This window comes from Pseudomonas brassicacearum subsp. brassicacearum (assembly GCF_008801605.1).
GTDB classification, from domain to species: Bacteria; Pseudomonadota; Gammaproteobacteria; order Pseudomonadales; family Pseudomonadaceae; genus Aquipseudomonas; species Aquipseudomonas brassicacearum.
The window spans coordinates 230,550-248,443 of sequence record NZ_VZPJ01000006.1 but is presented as its reverse complement, the minus strand read 5'-3'; the positions used below and the strand labels follow the sequence as shown (position 1 = coordinate 248,443).

General features: G+C 61.7%; 11 protein-coding genes. 8 read left to right on the top strand and 3 right to left on the bottom strand.

The genetic code is table 11. The features are described 5' to 3' along the window. Positions 1 to 157: 157 nt before the first annotated feature. From F7R20_RS16300 to aceE, 3 genes are all read right to left on the bottom strand, one after another. A complete protein-coding gene (locus F7R20_RS16300; protein WP_003197091.1) occupies positions 158 to 1,549 on the bottom strand; it encodes an alkaline phosphatase D family protein in 1,392 nt (463 codons plus the stop codon). A gap of 430 nt (positions 1,550 to 1,979) precedes the next feature. After that, a complete protein-coding gene (gene aceF, locus F7R20_RS16295; RefSeq protein WP_003197093.1) occupies positions 1,980 to 3,620 on the bottom strand; it encodes a dihydrolipoyllysine-residue acetyltransferase in 1,641 nt (546 codons plus the stop codon). 11 nt (positions 3,621 to 3,631) lie between these two features. Next, positions 3,632 to 6,277 carry a pyruvate dehydrogenase (acetyl-transferring), homodimeric type gene (gene aceE / locus F7R20_RS16290; protein WP_003197095.1) on the bottom strand — a complete coding sequence of 882 codons (2,646 nt, stop codon included), beginning with the start codon at positions 6,275 to 6,277 and terminating at the stop codon, positions 3,632 to 3,634. A 382-nt stretch (positions 6,278 to 6,659) separates the two neighbouring features. Between aceE and glnE the strand changes: the two genes are divergently transcribed. From glnE to F7R20_RS16245, 8 genes are all read left to right on the top strand, one after another. Further along, a complete protein-coding gene (gene glnE, locus F7R20_RS16285; protein ID WP_003197097.1) occupies positions 6,660 to 9,611 on the top strand; it encodes a bifunctional [glutamate--ammonia ligase]-adenylyl-L-tyrosine phosphorylase/[glutamate--ammonia-ligase] adenylyltransferase in 2,952 nt (983 codons plus the stop codon). A 342-nt stretch (positions 9,612 to 9,953) separates the two neighbouring features. Beyond that, on the top strand, positions 9,954 to 10,988 hold the full coding sequence (waaF, locus tag F7R20_RS16275) for a lipopolysaccharide heptosyltransferase II (protein WP_003197099.1): 1,035 nt from the start codon (positions 9,954 to 9,956) through the stop codon (positions 10,986 to 10,988). A 1-nt stretch (position 10,989) separates the two neighbouring features. Then, entirely contained in the window at positions 10,990 to 12,048 is a 1,059-nt protein-coding gene (gene waaC / locus F7R20_RS16270) for a lipopolysaccharide heptosyltransferase I (protein WP_081352601.1), read from the top strand. Further along, positions 12,048 to 13,172 (top strand): glycosyltransferase family 4 protein, encoded by a 1,125-nt coding sequence (locus F7R20_RS16265; protein WP_003197103.1) that lies wholly within the window; start codon positions 12,048 to 12,050, stop codon positions 13,170 to 13,172. The genes waaC and F7R20_RS16265 overlap by 1 nt, the downstream gene beginning before the upstream one ends. After that, positions 13,169 to 13,975, top strand: coding sequence for a lipopolysaccharide core heptose(I) kinase RfaP (gene rfaP / locus F7R20_RS16260; RefSeq protein ID WP_003197105.1), 807 nt, complete (start codon positions 13,169 to 13,171; stop codon positions 13,973 to 13,975). The genes F7R20_RS16265 and rfaP overlap by 4 nt, the downstream gene beginning before the upstream one ends. Further along, positions 13,975 to 14,709, top strand: a complete 735-nt coding sequence (locus F7R20_RS16255; RefSeq protein WP_003197110.1) for a lipopolysaccharide kinase InaA family protein — start codon at positions 13,975 to 13,977, stop codon at positions 14,707 to 14,709. The genes rfaP and F7R20_RS16255 overlap by 1 nt, the downstream gene beginning before the upstream one ends. After that, the gene (locus tag F7R20_RS16250) at positions 14,706 to 15,458 is read left to right on the top strand and encodes a lipopolysaccharide kinase InaA family protein (RefSeq protein ID WP_003197112.1); all 753 of its coding nucleotides are present in this window, start codon (positions 14,706 to 14,708) and stop codon (positions 15,456 to 15,458) included. Before F7R20_RS16255 ends, F7R20_RS16250 begins: the two co-directional genes overlap by 4 nt. Then, positions 15,458 to 16,918, top strand: a complete 1,461-nt coding sequence (locus F7R20_RS16245) for a lipopolysaccharide kinase InaA family protein (RefSeq protein ID WP_003197113.1) — start codon at positions 15,458 to 15,460, stop codon at positions 16,916 to 16,918. Before F7R20_RS16250 ends, F7R20_RS16245 begins: the two co-directional genes overlap by 1 nt. The last annotated feature ends 976 nt before the right edge of the window (positions 16,919 to 17,894 follow it).

The window sequence follows — 17,894 nt, the reverse complement described above, 5'->3', positions numbered from 1 at the left end:
ATCGCGCCGGGCTGACGCCCTCGTTATTACGGATTGGCGCAAGGTTGCATCATTGCGGCACTGGCTGACAAGAGACATGAAGGCCAAGTGCTATAAACCTTTTATCGGCCGACGAGAGGATTTCTCCAGTCGCCGACCGATCAGAGGGCGTGGAAGATCATTGCAGTGGGATATCGACGGTCTGCAAAGGGTTGCCGTCCCGGTCGTGGAAGGTGACTTGAAGGCTCTGGGCCGTGACCTGCAGATGGGCGAAGTTGTCCTGGCTCACCACTTTGCTGGTCAGTTCATAGCGGTACTCACCGCTTTGGGTACGGGCCATGGGCCTGTGGAAAATAAAATCCGAGGCTTTCGCAAAAGGCAGCAATTTACTGTTGTAGAACGGCGAGGAAACCACGGTGTTGACCTCGAAATCAGGATCCTCGCTGTGACGCAGGCGGCTGGTCATGGAGCCGTGGACATCGCCCGAGACGAAAACCACGTTTTTGATCCGATGGCGACGTATGGTTTCCAGCAGGCGCAGGCGTTGTTCCGGGAAGGCCTGCCAGGCGTCACCGTCATCGTGCTTGCTGTCAGGGAAGAACATGACGCTGGTCACGACGAGTTTGACCCGGGCGGGGCTGTCGATGAGCCATTGGAGCAGGGACTGTTCCTGCTCCTCGTCGAGGATGCGCCGGTCATTCGCCAACAGGTTGCGTTGCGTCCGGCTGTCGGTGACGAACCATTGGATATCGCCGTGGGTGAAGGTGTACCAGTAGCGGGTTAACGACTTGTTCAATGTCCCGTCGCTCGACAGTTCGTGGGCGGGCCCATGGCTGGCCTGATAAAGCCCATAAGCGCCCATGGCATTGGCGTATAGAACATCGTCGTTAGCGGTTTTCCTGGCGGGCCAGTTGTCTTCGATCTCATGGTCGTCAAGGATCATGTAGGTCGGGACGCCAGACATCAGTTTCCGGATATGTGGCTGGCTAAATACCGATCGGTATCTGAAAAGGATGTTCTGATAGGTTTGGGCCGGTCCTATGACATTCAGGTCATCCAGATAAACCTGGTCGCCGGTCATCAATATCGCGCTGATCGGTGGGTCGGCCTGCGCCACGATGCGGTTGATGCCGGCAAAGGTGCGGTCCCCAAGCCCCGGTAGCAACGGGGTGCCGGCGGCGATTCGCAAGTAGCGGCAAGAGCCCACGATATAAGCGCGTGGTGCGTCGGTTTTGCTGGCCGGCGTGCGTAAGCAGTAGGTGTTCCCGGGCCATTGCAGCGGCAGTTCCTGGACGGTTTCCACGGTATGGGTCGGGCTCAAGGGGCTGAACCAGCCGGCCTGGTACTCGTAGGCGGTATCGGGTTGAAGGCCTTTCAACACGATGACATCGGACATGTCGCGGTAGGCCTTCAAATGGACAAAATGCCCTTTCGACCAGCGTGTATCGCCTTGGCGCCGGTGGCGAATACCGGCGAATACCCGGTTGTTGCCGCGATCGCCGCGCAGGAATATCCGCGCGTGGTCCGTTGTCGTGTGGCCGACGATGGGGCCAACGGTAGGTTTGAACATATTCGAATCCATTCGAAGTTTTAGTAGTGGGGGCAAGCATCAAGTTGCCTTGGCGGTCTTGATGCTAAAGCCCGGCGCGCCATAAATATCGATAGGGAAGGGGGCGCAGGTTGTGGGTAATGACTAACAGGGGGTGTAGTCATTTAAAACTTGCGGGGTAGGAAAATGCCGGGGTTGCCTGACAGACCGCCATCGCGAACAGGCTCGCTCCCACAGGGGGAGAGGTGTCAGTTTAAAGTGCTGTGCAGCGCCAAAAATCTATTGTGGGAGCGAGCCTGCTCGCGATGCGGCCGGCACAGCCAACATCCATGCACCTGGCCTGAATTCCAGGCAAAAAAAAGCCCCGCCAAACGGACGGGGTTGAGGTACGAGCGTGGCGCTCGGAAAACAGTGCTCCGAATGGCCCTCCGCAAGGGAGGGCCGCCCGGTGTTACAGCAGGATGGTGCGGATGTCGCCCAGCAGGTCGCTCAGACGCTTGGTGAAGCGTGCAGCGGCGGCGCCGTTGATCACACGGTGATCGTAGGACAGCGACAGTGGCAGCATCAGCTTCGGCTGGAAGGCTTTACCGTCCCAGACCGGCTGGATGGTGGCCTTGGAAACACCCAGGATCGCCACTTCCGGCGCGTTGACGATCGGCGTGAAGCCGGTGCCGCCAATGTGGCCGAGACTGGAGATGGTGAAGCAGGCGCCTTGCATGTCGTCGGCGGTGAGCTTCTTGTTCCGGGCTTTTTCGGCCAGGGCAGCGGCTTCGGCAGCCAGTTGCAGCAGGCTCTTCTGGTCGACGTTGCGGATGACCGGTACCAGCAGGCCTTCCGGGGTGTCGACGGCAAAGCCGATGTGCACGTATTTCTTGCGGATCACAGCCTTGCCACTCGGGGCCAGGGAGGCGTTGAAGTCCGGCAGTTCCTTGAGCAGGTGCGCACAGGCCTTGAGCAGCAGCGGCAGCACGGTCAGCTTGACGCCGGCCTTTTCCGCCACGGCCTTCTGCGCAACGCGGAAAGCTTCCAGCTCGGTGATGTCGGCCTGGTCGAACTGAGTCACGTGCGGAATGTTCAGCCAGCTGCGATGCAGGCTCGACGCGCCGATCTGCATCAGGCGAGTCATGGCCACTTCTTCGGTTTCGCCGAAGCGGCTGAAATCCACCGCCGGGATCGGCGGAATGCCTGCGCCGCCAGCAGCGCCTTCGGCTGGTGCGTTCTTGGCCTTCTGCATCATGGCCTTGACGTAGGCTTGCACGTCTTCTTTCAGCACGCGACCGTGAGGACCGCTTGGGCCGACGGCGGACAGCTCGACACCGAATTCACGGGCCAACTGACGCACCGCAGGGCCGGCGTGCACCTTGGCACCGCTTGGCGCAGGCGCGGCGGCAACCGGAGCAGCCTCGGCCTTGGCGGCTGGCGCGGCAGCCGGAGCCGGAGCCGGAGCGGCTTCAGCTTTGGCGGCAGGCGCTGCGGCTTGGGCGGGCGCGGCAGGTGCGGCGGCACCGGCTACTTTCAGCTTGAGGATGAAATCGCCTGTGCCCACTTCATCTTCCAGCTTGACCGCGATGCTTTCCACCACGCCGGCAGCCGGCGATGGGATTTCCATGCTGGCCTTGTCGGATTCCAGGGTGATCAGCGACTGGTCGGCTTCGACGGTGTCGCCAACCTTGACCAGCACTTCGATGATCTTGGCCTTGCCCGACGAGCCGATGTCCGGGACATGAATGTCCTGGACCGTGGCAGCGGCAGGCGCAGCAGCTGGCGCGGGAGCCGCTTCGGCAGCCGGTGCGGCGGCAGGCTTTTCAGCCGCGGCCGGGGCAGCAGCAGGGGCGGGCGCTTCAGGCGCCGCAGCGGCGCCCTCGACTTCCAGCTCCAGCAGTTCGTCGCCTTCTTTCAGGCGGTCGCCCAGCTTCACTTTCAGGCTCTTGATGACACCGGCCTTCGGCGCAGGCACTTCCATGCTGGCCTTGTCCGATTCAAGCGTCAGGATGCTCTGGTCGGCTTCGATACGGTCGCCGACCTTCACAAACAGTTCAATTACTTCACCTTCACCGCTGCCGATGTCAGGTACGCGAATGAGTTCGCTCACGAAAATTCTCCTCAGCAGTCCAGTGGGTTGCGTTTTTCCGGATCGATGCCGAACTTGGCGATGGCTTCGGCCACCACTTTAGGTTCGATATCGCCACGGTCAGCCAGGGCTTCCAGGGCTGCCAACACAACGAACTTACGGTCGACTTCGAAGAAGTGACGCAGCTTCTTGCGGCTGTCGCTACGGCCGAAACCGTCGGTGCCCAGCACTTTGAATTCCTTGGAAGGAACCCACTGGCGGATCTGCTCGGCGAACAGCTTCATGTAGTCGGTGGACGCGATGACCGGACCTTTGCGGCCGTTCAGGCATTCTTCGACGTAGCTCAGCTTTGGCTTCTGGCCAGGGTGCAGGCGGTTGCTGCGCTCTACGGCCAGGCCGTCGCGACGCAGTTCGTTGAAGCTGGTGACGCTCCAGACGTCGGCGCCGACGTTGAACTCTTCACGCAGGATCTTCGCTGCCTCACGCACTTCGCGCAGGATGGTGCCCGAGCCCATCAGTTGGACGTGGTGCGCCGCTTCGCGGGTGTCTTCCTCGAGCAGGTACATGCCCTTGACGATGCCTGCCTCGACACCGGCCGGCATGGCTGGCTGCTGGTAGGACTCGTTCATCACGGTGATGTAGTAGAAGACGTCCTGTTGCTCTTCGGTCATCTTCTTCATGCCGTCCTGGATGATCACCGCCAGCTCGTAGCCGTAGGTCGGATCATAGGTGCGGCAGTTCGGGATGGTCCCGGCCAGCATGTGGCTGTGGCCGTCTTCGTGCTGCAGGCCTTCACCGTTGAGCGTGGTCCGGCCCGCGGTACCGCCGATCAGGAAGCCACGGGTACGGCTGTCGCCGGCCGCCCAGGCCAGGTCGCCGATACGCTGGAAGCCGAACATCGAGTAGAAGATGTAGAACGGCAGCATCGGCTGGTTGTGGCTGGAGTACGAAGTACCGGCGGCAATGAAGGAGCTCATGGCGCCCGCTTCGTTGATGCCTTCTTCGAGGATCTGGCCCTTCTTGTCTTCGCGGTAGAACATCACCTGGTCTTTATCGACTGGCTCGTAGAGCTGGCCGACGGACGAGTAGATGCCCAACTGACGGAACATGCCTTCCATACCGAAGGTACGGGCTTCGTCCGGGATGATCGGAACGATGCGCTGGCCAATTTCCTTGTCCTTGACCAGTTGCGCGAGGATCCGCACGAAGGCCATGGTGGTGGAGATTTCACGGTCGCCCGAGCCGTCCAGGATCGCCTTGAGGGTTTCCAGTGGCGGGGTCGGAACGCTGAAGCTCTTGGCGCGACGCTGCGGCACGAAACCGCCCAGTGCGGCACGGCGCTCGGCCAGGTAACGGGCTTCGGCGCTGCCTTCTTCGGGCTTGAAGAACGGCAGGTTTTCCAGCTCGCTGTCCTTGACCGGAATGTCGAAGCGGTCGCGGAACAACTTCAGGCTGTCGACATCGACTTTCTTGGTGTTGTGCGCGGTGTTCTTCGCTTCGCCGGCGCCGGTGCCATAACCCTTGATGGTCTTGGCCAGGATGACGGTTGGCTGCTCTTTGTGGTTGACCGCCTGGTGGTACGCCGCGTAGACCTTGTACGGGTCGTGGCCGCCACGGTTGAGCTTCCAGATCTCGTCGTCGGACAAGTCGGCAACCATGGCCTTGAGTTCAGGCGAGTTGAAGAAGTGCTCGCGGACGAACGCGCCGTCCTTGGCCTTGTAGTTCTGGTATTCGCCGTCGATGACTTCGTCCATGCGGCGTTGCAGGATGCCGTCGACGTCCTTGGCCAGCAGTGGGTCCCAGAAGCGGCCCCAGATGACTTTGTTGACGTTCCATTGGGCGCCACGGAACACGCCTTCGAGTTCCTGGATGATCTTGGCGTTGCCGCGAACCGGGCCGTCGAGGCGCTGCAGGTTGCAGTTGATGACAAAGATCAGGTTGTCCAGCTTCTCGCGGCCGGCCAGGGAGATTGCGCCCAGGGATTCCGGCTCGTCGCACTCGCCGTCACCCATGAAGCACCAGACTTTCTGCTTGCCTGGCTGGATGAAGCCACGGGCTTCCAGGTACTTCATGAAGCGTGCCTGGTAGATCGCCTGGATCGGGCCCAGGCCCATGGAAACGGTCGGGAACTGCCAGAAGTCCGGCATCAGCCAAGGGTGCGGGTACGAAGACAGGCCGTTGCCGTCCACTTCCTGGCGGAAGTTGTTCATCTGGTCTTCGGAAATACGGCCTTCCATGAACGCACGGGCGTAGACGCCTGGCGATGCGTGCCCCTGGAAGTAGATCAGGTCGCCGCCGTGTTCGTCGGTCGGGGCCTGGAAGAAGTAGTTGAAGCCGATGTCATACAGCGTCGCGCTGGAGGCGAAGCTGGAGATGTGACCGCCCAGGTCAGAATCTTTCAGGTTGGTACGCATGACCATGGCCAACGCGTTCCAGCGTACCAGCGAGCGAATGCGGCGTTCCATGAACAGGTCGCCAGGCATGCGTGCTTCGTGGGTAACGGGGATCGTGTTGCGGTACGGCGTGGTGATGGCGTAGGGCAGTTGCGAACCGCTGCGGGTTGCGAGTTCGCCCATACGGGTCATCAGATAATGAGCACGGTCTTCGCCTTCTTTGTCGAGAACCGATTCCAGGGCGTCCAGCCATTCCTGGGTTTCGACGGGATCGAGGTCTTGCATGGCTTGCTCCAGGGCGGAAAGGCTACCAGAATCGGTTGCCTGAGTTTGCGACTGGCCTTGTGGGCAGACGATATAAATTCTTGGATTGCCGAAGGTTGTTTCGGCGGCGTGTAGTTTTACTACAAATCGTCGGCCGTTTCAGCCTTTCGAATGTATAGACGAGTAGTAAAACTACACATGAGCGGCTTATGGCCCCTCGTTTCGTTGTGAGAATAATCGTTACTGTTGGTCTTTAGCCAACTCGAACAGGTAAAAACTTGATGCCGGCTGCCAATAAAATCAGATTTTCAGCTATTTATCATCTTTGTTCGACAGTCGATCAGGTAGTGTCTTTCGAAAAAACACTACATCCAGCCTCCCCCGCGCCGATCAAGGATAGACCATGAGCCTGCCCTCGCTTGCCCCAATACTGGAAACGGTACCGGCCATTCTCCAGTCATTGGTCAGTCGTGCCGAGCAGTCGTTCCGTGCGGTGGTCGCCTTGCTCGACGACGATCACGGGCTATCGGCCTGGACCCCGCAGCGCTGGGAGGCATTCAACCGTATTGCCGCTGCCAGCGACTTTGTCATCGAGCAGAGTCTCCGTGACCCGGTGATGCTGCTGGAGCTGGTGCGCAGCGGCGAACTGGACCGCAGCCTGGCGCCCGGAGAAATGTGCGCGCAGATCGGTGCCGCCGTGCAGGCCGCCGAGACTGAAGAAGAACTGGGCCGCGTCCTGCGCCGCCAGCGCACCCGCCAGCAGGTACGGATCATCTGGCGCGACCTGACCCGCCAGGCCGACCTGGTCCAGACCTGCCGCGACCTCTCGGACATGGCCGACACCTGCATCGACCAGGCGTATCAATGGTTGTACCGGCGCCTCAGCCAGCAATTCGGCGTACCCACCGGACGGCGCAGCGGCGAGCCGCAGCAGATGGTCATCCTGGGCATGGGCAAGCTGGGTGCCGTGGAGCTGAACCTGTCGTCGGACATCGACCTGATCTTCGCCTACCCCGAGGGCGGCGAAACCGTTGGCGTCAAGCGACCGCTGGATAACCAGGAGTTTTTCATCCGTGTCGGCCAGCGCCTGATCAAGGCCCTGGACCCGATGACCGTCGACGGTTTTGTGTTCCGCGTCGACATGCGCCTGCGCCCCTACGGCTCGGCCGGGGCGCTGGTGCTGAGCTTCAACGCCCTGGAGCAGTATTACCAGGACCAGGGCCGCGACTGGGAACGCTACGCCATGATCAAGGCGCGCGTGGTGGCGGGTGACCAGGTGGCGGGTGCGCAATTGCTCGACATGCTGCGCCCGTTCGTCTATCGCCGTTACCTGGATTTTTCCGCCATCGAAGCGCTGCGCACCATGAAACAACTGATCCAGCAGGAGGTGCGGCGCAAGGGCATGGCCGACAACATCAAGCTGGGCTCGGGCGGCATTCGTGAGGTGGAGTTCATTGCCCAGGCGTTCCAGTTGATCCACGGCGGTCGCGACCTGAGCTTGCAGCAGCGTCCGCTGCTCAAGGTGCTGGGGACTCTGGAAGGCCAGGGCTATCTGCCGGCCAAGGTGATCGACGAGCTGCGCCAGGGTTATGAATTCCTGCGTTATACCGAACATGCGATCCAGGCGATTGCCGACCGCCAGACCCAGATGTTGCCGGACAACCCGCAGGACCAGGCGCGCATTGCGTTCATGCTGGGTTTTGCCGACTGGTCGGCCTTTCACGAGCAATTGATGTACTGGCGCGGGCGTGTGGCCTGGCATTTCGGCCAGGTCATCGCCGACCCTGATGAAGAGGCGGGTGGCGAAAGCGAAGTGGTGGTGGGTGGCGAATGGTTGCCATTGTGGGAAGACAGCCAGGATGAAGAGGCGGCGTGTCGTCAGTTGGAAGAGGGCGGCTTCGTCGATGCACCCAAAGCCCTCAAGGCCTTGGCCGCCCTGCGCGGCAGCCCGCAACTGCGCGCCATGCAGCGCCTGGGGCGCGAGCGTCTGGACGCCTTCATCCCGCGTCTGCTGGCCCAGGCCGTGGAACATGCCGATCCGGACCTGGTGCTGGAGCGGGTGCTGCCTTTGGTGGAGGCGGTGGCCCGCCGTTCGGCCTACCTGGTGCTGTTGACGGAAAACCCCGGCGCCCTGCGTCGTTTGCTGACGTTGTGCGCGGCGAGCCCGTGGATTGCTGAACAAATCACCCGTTTCCCCTTGCTGCTCGATGAATTGCTCAATGAGGGCCGGCTGTTCAAGCCGCCCTTGGCACCGGAGTTGGCGGCGGAGTTGCGAGAGCGCCTGACGCGCATCCCCGAGGATGACCTTGAGCAACAAATGGAGGCGCTGCGGCATTTCAAGCTGGCGCACCGCCTGCGGGTGGCCGCCTCGGAAATCGCCGGCAGCCTGCCGCTGATGAAAGTCAGCGATTACCTGACCTGGCTGGCCGAGGCGATTCTCGAACAAGTGCTGGCCCTGGCCTGGCGCCAGACGGCCGCCAAGCACGGCGTGCCATTGCGCACCGATGGCAGCTTGTGCGATCCGGGCTTCATTATTGTCGGTTATGGGAAAGTCGGCGGCCTGGAATTGGGGCATGGTTCCGACCTGGACCTGGTGTTCATCCACGATGGCGATCCTCAGGCGGAAACCGACGGCCCGAAACCCATTGACGGTGCACAGTTCTTCACCCGGCTCGGCCAGCGGATCATTCACCTGCTGACTGCCCAGACCAACTCCGGGCAGCTGTATGAAGTGGATATGCGCCTGCGGCCATCCGGGGCGTCGGGGTTGCTGGTCAGTTCACTCGGGGCGTTTGCCCGTTACCAGGAGAACGAAGCCTGGACCTGGGAGCATCAGGCGTTGGTGCGGGCGCGGGTGTTGGTGGGCAGCCAGGACGTGGGCCAGGCGTTCGAGAAGGTCCGCGCCCTGGTGTTGGGATGCAAGCGTGACTTGCCGACCCTGCGTCAGGAGGTCAGCGAGATGCGTGCCAAGATGCGCGACAACCTTGGCAGCAAGGCCACCGCCGCCGGGACCGCGCCGAATGCCTTCGAGGCGACGGCGCCCTTCGACCTCAAGCAGGATGCCGGAGGTATCGTCGATATTGAATTTATGGTGCAATACGCGGCCCTGGCGTGGTCCGAGGAACACCCGTCGCTGGTGCGCTACACCGATAACATCCGCATTCTGGACGGGTTGCAGGAGGTCGGGCTGATGCCGGCCGAAGATGCCACGCTGTTGCGCGAAGCCTACAAAGCCTACCGCTCCGCCGCCCACCGCCAGGCCTTGCAGAAAGATGCCGGGGTGATCGCAGGCGACCAGTTCGTGGATGAGCGTCGGCAGGTACTGCGGATCTGGCGGGAGCTGGGGCTGAGCTGAAGATTTAAATGTGGGAGCGAGCTTGCTCGCGATGACGGAGTGTCAGGCGACATTGATGTTGAGTGTGCCGGCCTCATCGCGAGCAAGCTCGCTCCCACAGTGGATTTGCGGTGTTGCACCGTGCTGAAGACATATACAGACCCCTTGTGGAAGCGAGCTTGCTCGCGATAGCGGAGTGTCAGGCAACATTGATGCTGGATGTGCCGGCCTCTTCGCGAGCAAGCCCGCTTCCACAGTAGATGGGTGGTGTGTTGTAGATTAGGGCAACAGGCAACGACCTAAGCCACAGTGATTCTCGAGGCGGGGAGGCGTAGGCCTCCCCGTATCGTTTTTGGAAAGCACATGAATATTCTGATCGTTGGGCCCAGCTGGGTCGGTGACATGGTGATGGCGCAGACACTGTTCCAGTGTCTGAAGCAGCGTCATCCGCAGTGCGAAATCGACGTCCTGGCCCCCGAGTGGAGCCGGCCGATCCTTGAGCGTATGCCCGAGGTACGCAAGGCCTTGAGCTTCCCGCTCGGCCACGGCGTGCTGGAGCTGGCGACCCGCCGGCGCATTGGCAAATCCCTGGCCGGTCAGTACGACCAGGCGATCCTGTTGCCCAATTCGTTGAAATCGGCACTGGTGCCGTTCTTCGCTGGCATCCCCAAGCGCACCGGCTGGCGTGGCGAGTTTCGCTACGGCCTGCTCAACGACGTGCGCACGCTGGACAAAGAACGTTATCCGCTGATGATCGAGCGCTTCATGGCCCTGGCCTACGAGCCTGGGACCGAGTTGCCCAAGCCGTATCCACGACCGAGCCTGCAGATCGACCCGGTCACCCGCGAAGCAGCGCTGGCCAAGTTCGGCCTGAGCCTGGACCGTCCGGTATTGGCCCTGTGTCCGGGCGCCGAGTTCGGTGAGTCCAAGCGCTGGCCGGCCGAGCATTACGCCCAGGTTGCCGAGGCGAAGATTCGCGAAGGCTGGCAGGTCTGGCTGTTCGGCTCGAAAAAAGATCACCCGGTGGGGGAAGACATCCGCTCGCGGCTGATCCCGGGCCTTCGGGAAGAGTCGGTAAACCTCAGCGGCGACACCTCCCTGGCCGAGGCCATCGACCTGCTGTCCTGCGCCGATTCGGTGGTCTCCAACGACTCCGGCCTGATGCACGTGGCCGCGGCCCTGAACCGCCCATTGGTGGCGGTCTACGGTTCCACCTCGCCGGGCTTCACGCCACCGCTGGCCGACAAGGTCGAAGTCGTGCGCCTGGGCATCGAGTGCAGTCCGTGCTTCGACCGCACCTGTCGCTTCGGTCATTACAATTGCTTGCGCCAGCTCATGCCGTCGTCGGTGAACGAGGCCCTGGAGCGTCTGCAGGGCACACCCGTGGAGGTTCGGTAACTTGCGGGTATTGCTGATCAAGACCTCTTCGCTGGGGGATGTGGTCCACACCTTGCCGGCGCTGACCGACGCGGCGCGGGCGATTCCTGGCATCAAGTTCGATTGGGTGGTGGAAGAAGGCTTCGCCGAAATCCCCATCTGGCACCCGGCCGTGGGCAAAGTCATTCCGGTAGCGATCCGTCGCTGGCGCAAGAACCTCTGGCAAACCATCAAGAGTGGCGAATGGCGACGCTTCAAACAGAGCGTGCGCGCCGAAAAGTACGACCTGGTCATCGACGCCCAAGGCCTGCTGAAAAGTGCCTGGCTGACCCGTTACGTCAAGGCCCCGGTGGCCGGTCTGGATAAAAATTCGGCGCGTGAGCCCCTGGCGGCGCGCTTTTATTCCCGGCGCCTGGCGGTGGCTCGCGGTCAGCATGCGGTCGAGCGCGTACGGCAGCTATTTGCCCTGGCGCTGGGCTATGACTTGCCGCAGACGCTGGGTAGCTATGGCCTCAACGTCGACCGATTGGTGGAATTGCCACGCCCCTATCCCTACGTGGTGTTCCTGCACGGCACGACCTGGGAGTCCAAGCATTGGCCCGAGCTCTACTGGCGCCAGCTCACCGAACGCATGGGGCAGTTCGGCGTGGTGGTAAAACTGCCGTGGGGCAACCCCGCCGAGAAGGCCCGGGCCGAACGCATCGCCAACGGGTTGCGCAACGCCCTGGTGCTGCCGAAGCTGAACCTCGGCGGGATGGGCAAGGTGCTTGCCGGTGCCCAGGCCTGTGTGGCGGTGGACACCGGTCTCGGTCATCTGGCCGCGGCCCTGGACGTACCGACCATTTCGCTGCTCGGCCCGACCAATCCGGTGCTGACCGGCGCCTACGGCAAGGGCCAGATTCACCTTGCCAGTGATTTCCCTTGCGCGCCGTGCATGCAGAAACAATGCACTTACCCGCCGACCGCCGAAGATGCCCGGCGGTTTGACCTGAAACGCGAGCAGCCCCTGTGCTTCACGCGTCTGAACCCCGAGCGTGTTGCCAGCCACCTGAGCACGTTATTGGCTGAGGAGCCGCGCTGATGCAATTGGCTTTTGTCCTTTATAAGTACTTCCCCTTCGGTGGCCTGCAGCGTGACTTCATGCGCATCGCCCTGGAGTGCCAGCGACGCGGTCACCAGATCCGCGTCTACACGCTGATCTGGGAAGGCGACGTGCCGCCCGGCTTCGAAGTGCTGGTGGCGCCGGTCAAGGCGCTGTTCAATCATCGCCGCAACGAGAAGCTCAGCGCGTGGATGGAGGCCGACCTGGCCAAGCGCCCGGTGGACCGTTTGATCGGCTTCAACAAAATGCCCGGCCTGGACGTGTACTACGCCGCCGACGGCTGCTTCGAAGACAAGGCGCAGAACCTGCGCAATTCGCTGTACCGGCGCTGGGGCCGCTACCGGCATTTCGCCGAGTACGAGCGGGCAGTGTTCGCCAAGGACGCCAAGACCGACGTGCTGATGATTTCCGAAGTCCAGCAGCCACTGTTCATCAAGCACTACGGCACGCCGCTCGAGCGCTTTCACCTGCTGCCACCGGGCATCGCCCAGGACCGGCGGCGGCCCGCCGACGCCGACCAGATCCGTACGGCGTTCCGGGCCGAATTCGAGCTGGCCGATGACGACCTGCTGCTGGTGCAGATCGGTTCCGGGTTCAAGACCAAGGGCGTGGATCGCAGTCTCAAGGCCCTGGCCGCGCTGCCCGCCGAATTGAGAAAACGCACTCGGCTGTTTGTAATCGGCCAGGACGACCCCAAGGTATTCCAACTGCAGAGCGCCGCACTGGGGCTCGGTGACAACGTGCGGTTCCTCAAGGGCCGCAGTGACATCCCGCGTTTCCTGCTGGGCGCCGACCTGTTGATCCATCCGGCGTACAACGAGAACACCGGCACCGTACTGCTCGAAGCGCTGGTGGCCGGGTTGCCGGTGCTGGTCAGCGCAGTGTGTGGGTACGCCCATTACATCGCGGAGGCCGACAGTGGCCTGGTGCTGGACGAGCCGTTTGAACAAGCGCAACTCACCGAGTACCTGGGTCGCATGTTGAACGATGCCGATGCCCGGGCGGCCTGGAGCCGCAACGGTCTGGCCTTCGCCGAGACGGCCGACCTCTACAGCATGCCGCAGCACGCGGCCGATGTGATTTTGGCGGAGCACGCACAATGAAGTTGATGCTGGCCGAACCGTTCAAGAGCCTTTGGGCCGGGCGCGATGCGTTCGCCGAAGTCGAGGCGCTCAAGGGCGAGGTCTATCGCGAACTGGAAGCCCGGCGCACCTTGCGCACGGAGGTGGACGGTCGTGGATTTTTCGTGAAGATCCATCGCGGCATCGGTTGGGGCGAGATCTTCAAGAACCTGTTCACCGCCAAGCTGCCGGTACTCGGCGCAGGTCAGGAATGGAAAGCGATCCAGCGTTTGCAGGAAGTCGGCGTGCCGACCATGACCGCTGTTGCGTACGGCGAGAAGGGCAGCAACCCGGCAGACCAGCACTCGTTCATCGTCACCGAAGAGCTGGCGCCGACCGTCAGCCTCGAAGACTTCAGCATCGACTGGGTCAAGCAGCCGCCGCAACCGGCACTCAAGCGTGCCCTGATCGCCGAAGTGGCGCGCATGACCGGCATGATGCACCGCGCCGGGGTCAACCATCGTGACTGCTACATCTGCCACTTCCTGCTGCACACCGACAAGCCGGTGACACCTGCCGATTTCAAACTTTCGGTGATCGACCTGCACCGCGCCCAGACCCGTCCAGCCATTACCACTCGCTGGCGCAACAAGGACCTGGCGGCGCTGTATTTCTCGGCGCTGGACATCGGCTTGACCCGCCGCGACAAGCTGCGTTTCCTCAAGGGCTATTTCCAGCAGCCATTGCGCCGGATCCTCGCCGAAGAGGCGTCGTTGCTGGCCTGGCTCGAAGGCAAGGCCAACAAGCTGTATGCCCGCAAGCAGCGATACGGGGACGCGCTCTGATGTCAGGCTGGAAACTGGAACCGGCCTACGCCGATCTGGCGCAGGATTTCGGCAGCCTCGAGGCGGTGTTCGCGTTGCAAGGGGAGCGTTTGACCCGTGATCCGTTGTCGGAGGTGATCCGGGTGCAGCGCAATGGCGTGAATTACTACGTCAAGCGCTACGTCGGGGCCGGCAAAGGCTTGCGGCGTTACCTGGGCAAACCCCGGGTCAAGTCCGAATGGCAGAACCTCAAGCGCTTCGCCAAATGGGGCATTCCCACCGCCGAAGTCGTGGGCTGGGGCTTGGAGCGAAGCGGCGCGACCTATGCCCGTGGCGCGCTGATCACCCGCGAGCTGCCGCATACCGAAGACCTTTCGGCCCTGGCCGACCGTCGCGATCCAAGGCTGGCCGACCGGGCCTGGGTCGAAGGGGTGAGCCGGCAACTGGCCGGTTACACACGGACCATGCACGAGCAGCGCTTCACCCATAATGATCTGAAATGGCGCAACCTGCTGGTCGATGACCAGGCGAAGCTGTTCCTGATCGACTGCCCGAACGGCGACTTCTGGCGCGGTTTCTGGCTCAAGTACCGTATTACCAAGGATTTGGCATGCCTGGACAAGGTGGCCAAGTATCACTTGTCGGCCACGCAGCGCCTGCGGTTCTACCTGCAATACCGCCAGCGCGACCGGCTCGATGCGTGCGACAAGAAACGCATCCGTCACGTGGTGAGATTTTTCGAGGGGCGTGAATGACTGATTTTCTGGCCGCTGAAGACCAGGCGTTGTTGCAACGTCATGGCCTGGACAGCTTCGAGGCCTTGTGGACGCGGCAACTGGACGCGGTGGACGAACCCAACACCTCGGGTGACGGCTGGAGCAGTGTGTTCCGGTTGGACCTGGAGGGGCAGGGTTATTACCTCAAGCGCCAGAGCAATTACCTGACCCGGACCTTGTCCCACCCGTTTGGCGAGCCAAGCTTCTCCCGGGAGTTTCGCAACATCAGCCGCTATCGCCAGTTGGGCATTCCGGCCCTGCAAGCGGTGTTCTATGGTCAGCGCAAGGTGAACGGCGAGGTGCGGGCGGTCCTGCTGACCCGTGCCCTGGACGGCTGGGATGACCTGGATTCACTGGTGCAGCGTTGGTCGAGCCTGACGGCGGCGCAGCGCACCACCATCCTCAACGCCTGCGGTTTGCTGGCGCGGCGCCTGCACGGCATGCATCAGGTGCACGGTTGCTTCTATCCAAAACACATCTTCCTGCAAGCCACCGCCGACGGCTATCAGGCGCAATTGATCGACCTGGAAAAGACCCGGCCGCTATTGTTCGGCCTGCGTGATCGGGTCAAGGACCTGGAGCCTTTGCTGCGGCGCGCCTCTGTCTGGAGTGATGCCGATGTGCGCCAGTTGCTGTCCAGTTATCTGGACCAGCCGCTCGACAGTGGGCTGGTCGACCGCTGGATGACCCGTCTGAACGCTCGGCGCAGCCATAAGGAAGCCCGTTGATGCATCTGTCCGAATTGAAGAATGCCGGCCGCAGCCCCAGCCTGCCCATGAGCCTGGAACTGGCCGATGCCGCCGGCCCGGCGAAGTTGCAACTGCTTTCGCTGTTACGGGTGTTGCCGGGGCAGCGTTACGTCGGCGCGGGCGTCTGGCGTGGCCGGCCGGTATTGGCCAAGTTATTGGTGGGCAACAAGGCCGCCCGGCATTTCCAGCGGGAACTGCAAGGCGTTCGCCTGCTGGCAGAGCAGGGGCTGACCACGCCGTTGTTGCTGGCCGATGGACTGAAAGAGGGTGAAGGCGGCTGGTTGTTGTTCGAATTGCTCGAAGACGCCGAGAGCCTGGGGGATGCCTGGAAACAGGTCGAACACCTGCCATTGCTGGCCGACGAACAGACGGCGGTGCTGGCCGAAGCCCTGGGCGCTATCGCGCAATTGCACAGCAAAGGCCTGTGGCAGGAAGACTTGCACCTGGACAATCTGCTGCGTCACGACGGCAAGCTCTATTTGATCGACGGCGCCGGCATCCGCGCTGAAACCCCAGGGCAGCCGCTGTCGCGGCAGAAAGTATTGGAGAACCTTGGGGTGTTTTTCGCCCAGCTTCCCAAAGCCCTCCAGCCGTTCAATGAAGAGCTGTTGGTGCATTACCTGCTGGGCAACGCCGAACACGCGCTGCCCATGGAAGCGCTGCAAAAACAGATCGACAAAGTGCAAGCCTGGCGCCTGAAGGATTTCCTCGCGAAAGTCGGGCGCGACTGCAGCCTGTTCAGCGTGCAGCGCGGGGCCTTTGGCCTGCGGGCGATCCGCCGTGATGAAGAAGCGGCCATGATACCGGTGCTGGAGCAGGCCGATGCATTGCTCGACCAGGGCCACCTGTACAAGACCGGCGGCGCGGCCAGTGTTGGCAAAGTCGAGGCGAACGGTCGCACCTTGGTGATCAAGCGCTACAACATCAAGAACTTCGCCCATTGGCTCAAGCGCTTCTGGCGCCCGAGTCGCGCCTGGCATTCCTGGCGCGAAGGCCATCGCCTGGCCTTTCTCGGCATCGCTACGCCCAAGCCCCTGGCGCTGCTGGAAAAGCGTTTCCTGTGGCTGCGCCGCGGCGCTTACCTGGTAACCGAATACCTGGCGGGGCCGGACATCATCGAGCGCTTCGGCCCTTACGTGCAAAACGGTGACGCCCCCGAGGCGGAATTGCTGGCGCTGGATCGCTTGTTCGCCGACCTCATCCGTGAACGTATCAGCCACGGCGACTTCAAGGGCCACAACCTGTTCTGGCAGCACGACCGCTGGGCGCTGATCGACCTCGACTCGATGTGCCAACACCGCACCCACGCCAGCTTCGCCCAGGCCTACGCCCGGGATCGCGCGCGGTTCATGCGCAATTGGCCACAGGACAGTGCGCTGTATCGGGTGATTGATCAGCGGGTGCCCAAAACAGTCGATAGCGCCTCGTCCACCCTATGAACCACAAGTGAAGACCCAGCTGTTCACTTGAGGTCGCCGATGCATCCTCGCCACGGACTGCATAGACCTTCAGGTCGAGAAGCGGGGGCGGATTCAGGTGTGAAATGCACTGCCGCCTTCGCGAGCAAGCTCCCACACTGGGATTGGGTTCATCTGGGAGGACCAGGTCGGCTGACAGGCCGCCTCGCGAGCAAGCTTTGCTCCCTCAGATCTGACAGGTGTACGACCAGGAGAGCCAGGTCGGCCGTTAGGCCGCCTCGCGGTGGACGTTGATCTCGGCGCCCCGTTAACCGCGATGGCCGAACGCGGGCATGCCGAGCCTAGGCGAGGCGCCGAGTGGTGGGGCAAAGCGCTTTTGGTGGGCCTGTCCCCCGGCTCTTCCAAAAGTGACCCGCTGTAAGAGCGGAGCCGTAAGCAGCCGTTACCGAAGAAACGGATATACACCCCACCCCACCCCATTCCATCCAAAAAAAGACCGTCGCAAGGTACTTCAATGTATTTCAAAAAATGTAGGAGTCTTCTACTCCATGAAAATAAAAAATCTACAGTAAAAGAATAATACCCGTTCCCTGCGTCGCGCTGAGTCAATCTTTGGTAAGGACTGTTAGGTCCCATTGAGCGTTTTTAACGTCATAGGCGGTAAGTTGCACCCACAAATTATAGTATCCCGCTTTAATTTTTACTGTTCCGTCCCCATGATCTTGCACTTCAAAACTAATCGCCGAGCTGCCGTCTGCGGCGCCTCGTGATGACATTACTCCCCCCCATCACCTGTTGTGGCTAATACAAGATCGCGTTCAATTGCATTGGTTTTCAAAGGGCTCGCCACTGTCAAAGTTGACAGTGGCGACAAGCAGTTGCTTGAGTTATACAGAGTTATTGATTATTCCGTTGGGCTCTGTTTTTTTGTGTGCCCAGCGCTAGCTGTCGGAATGGATCATATGGCCGTATAGGCTGTCTTTTATTTGTCTTTTGC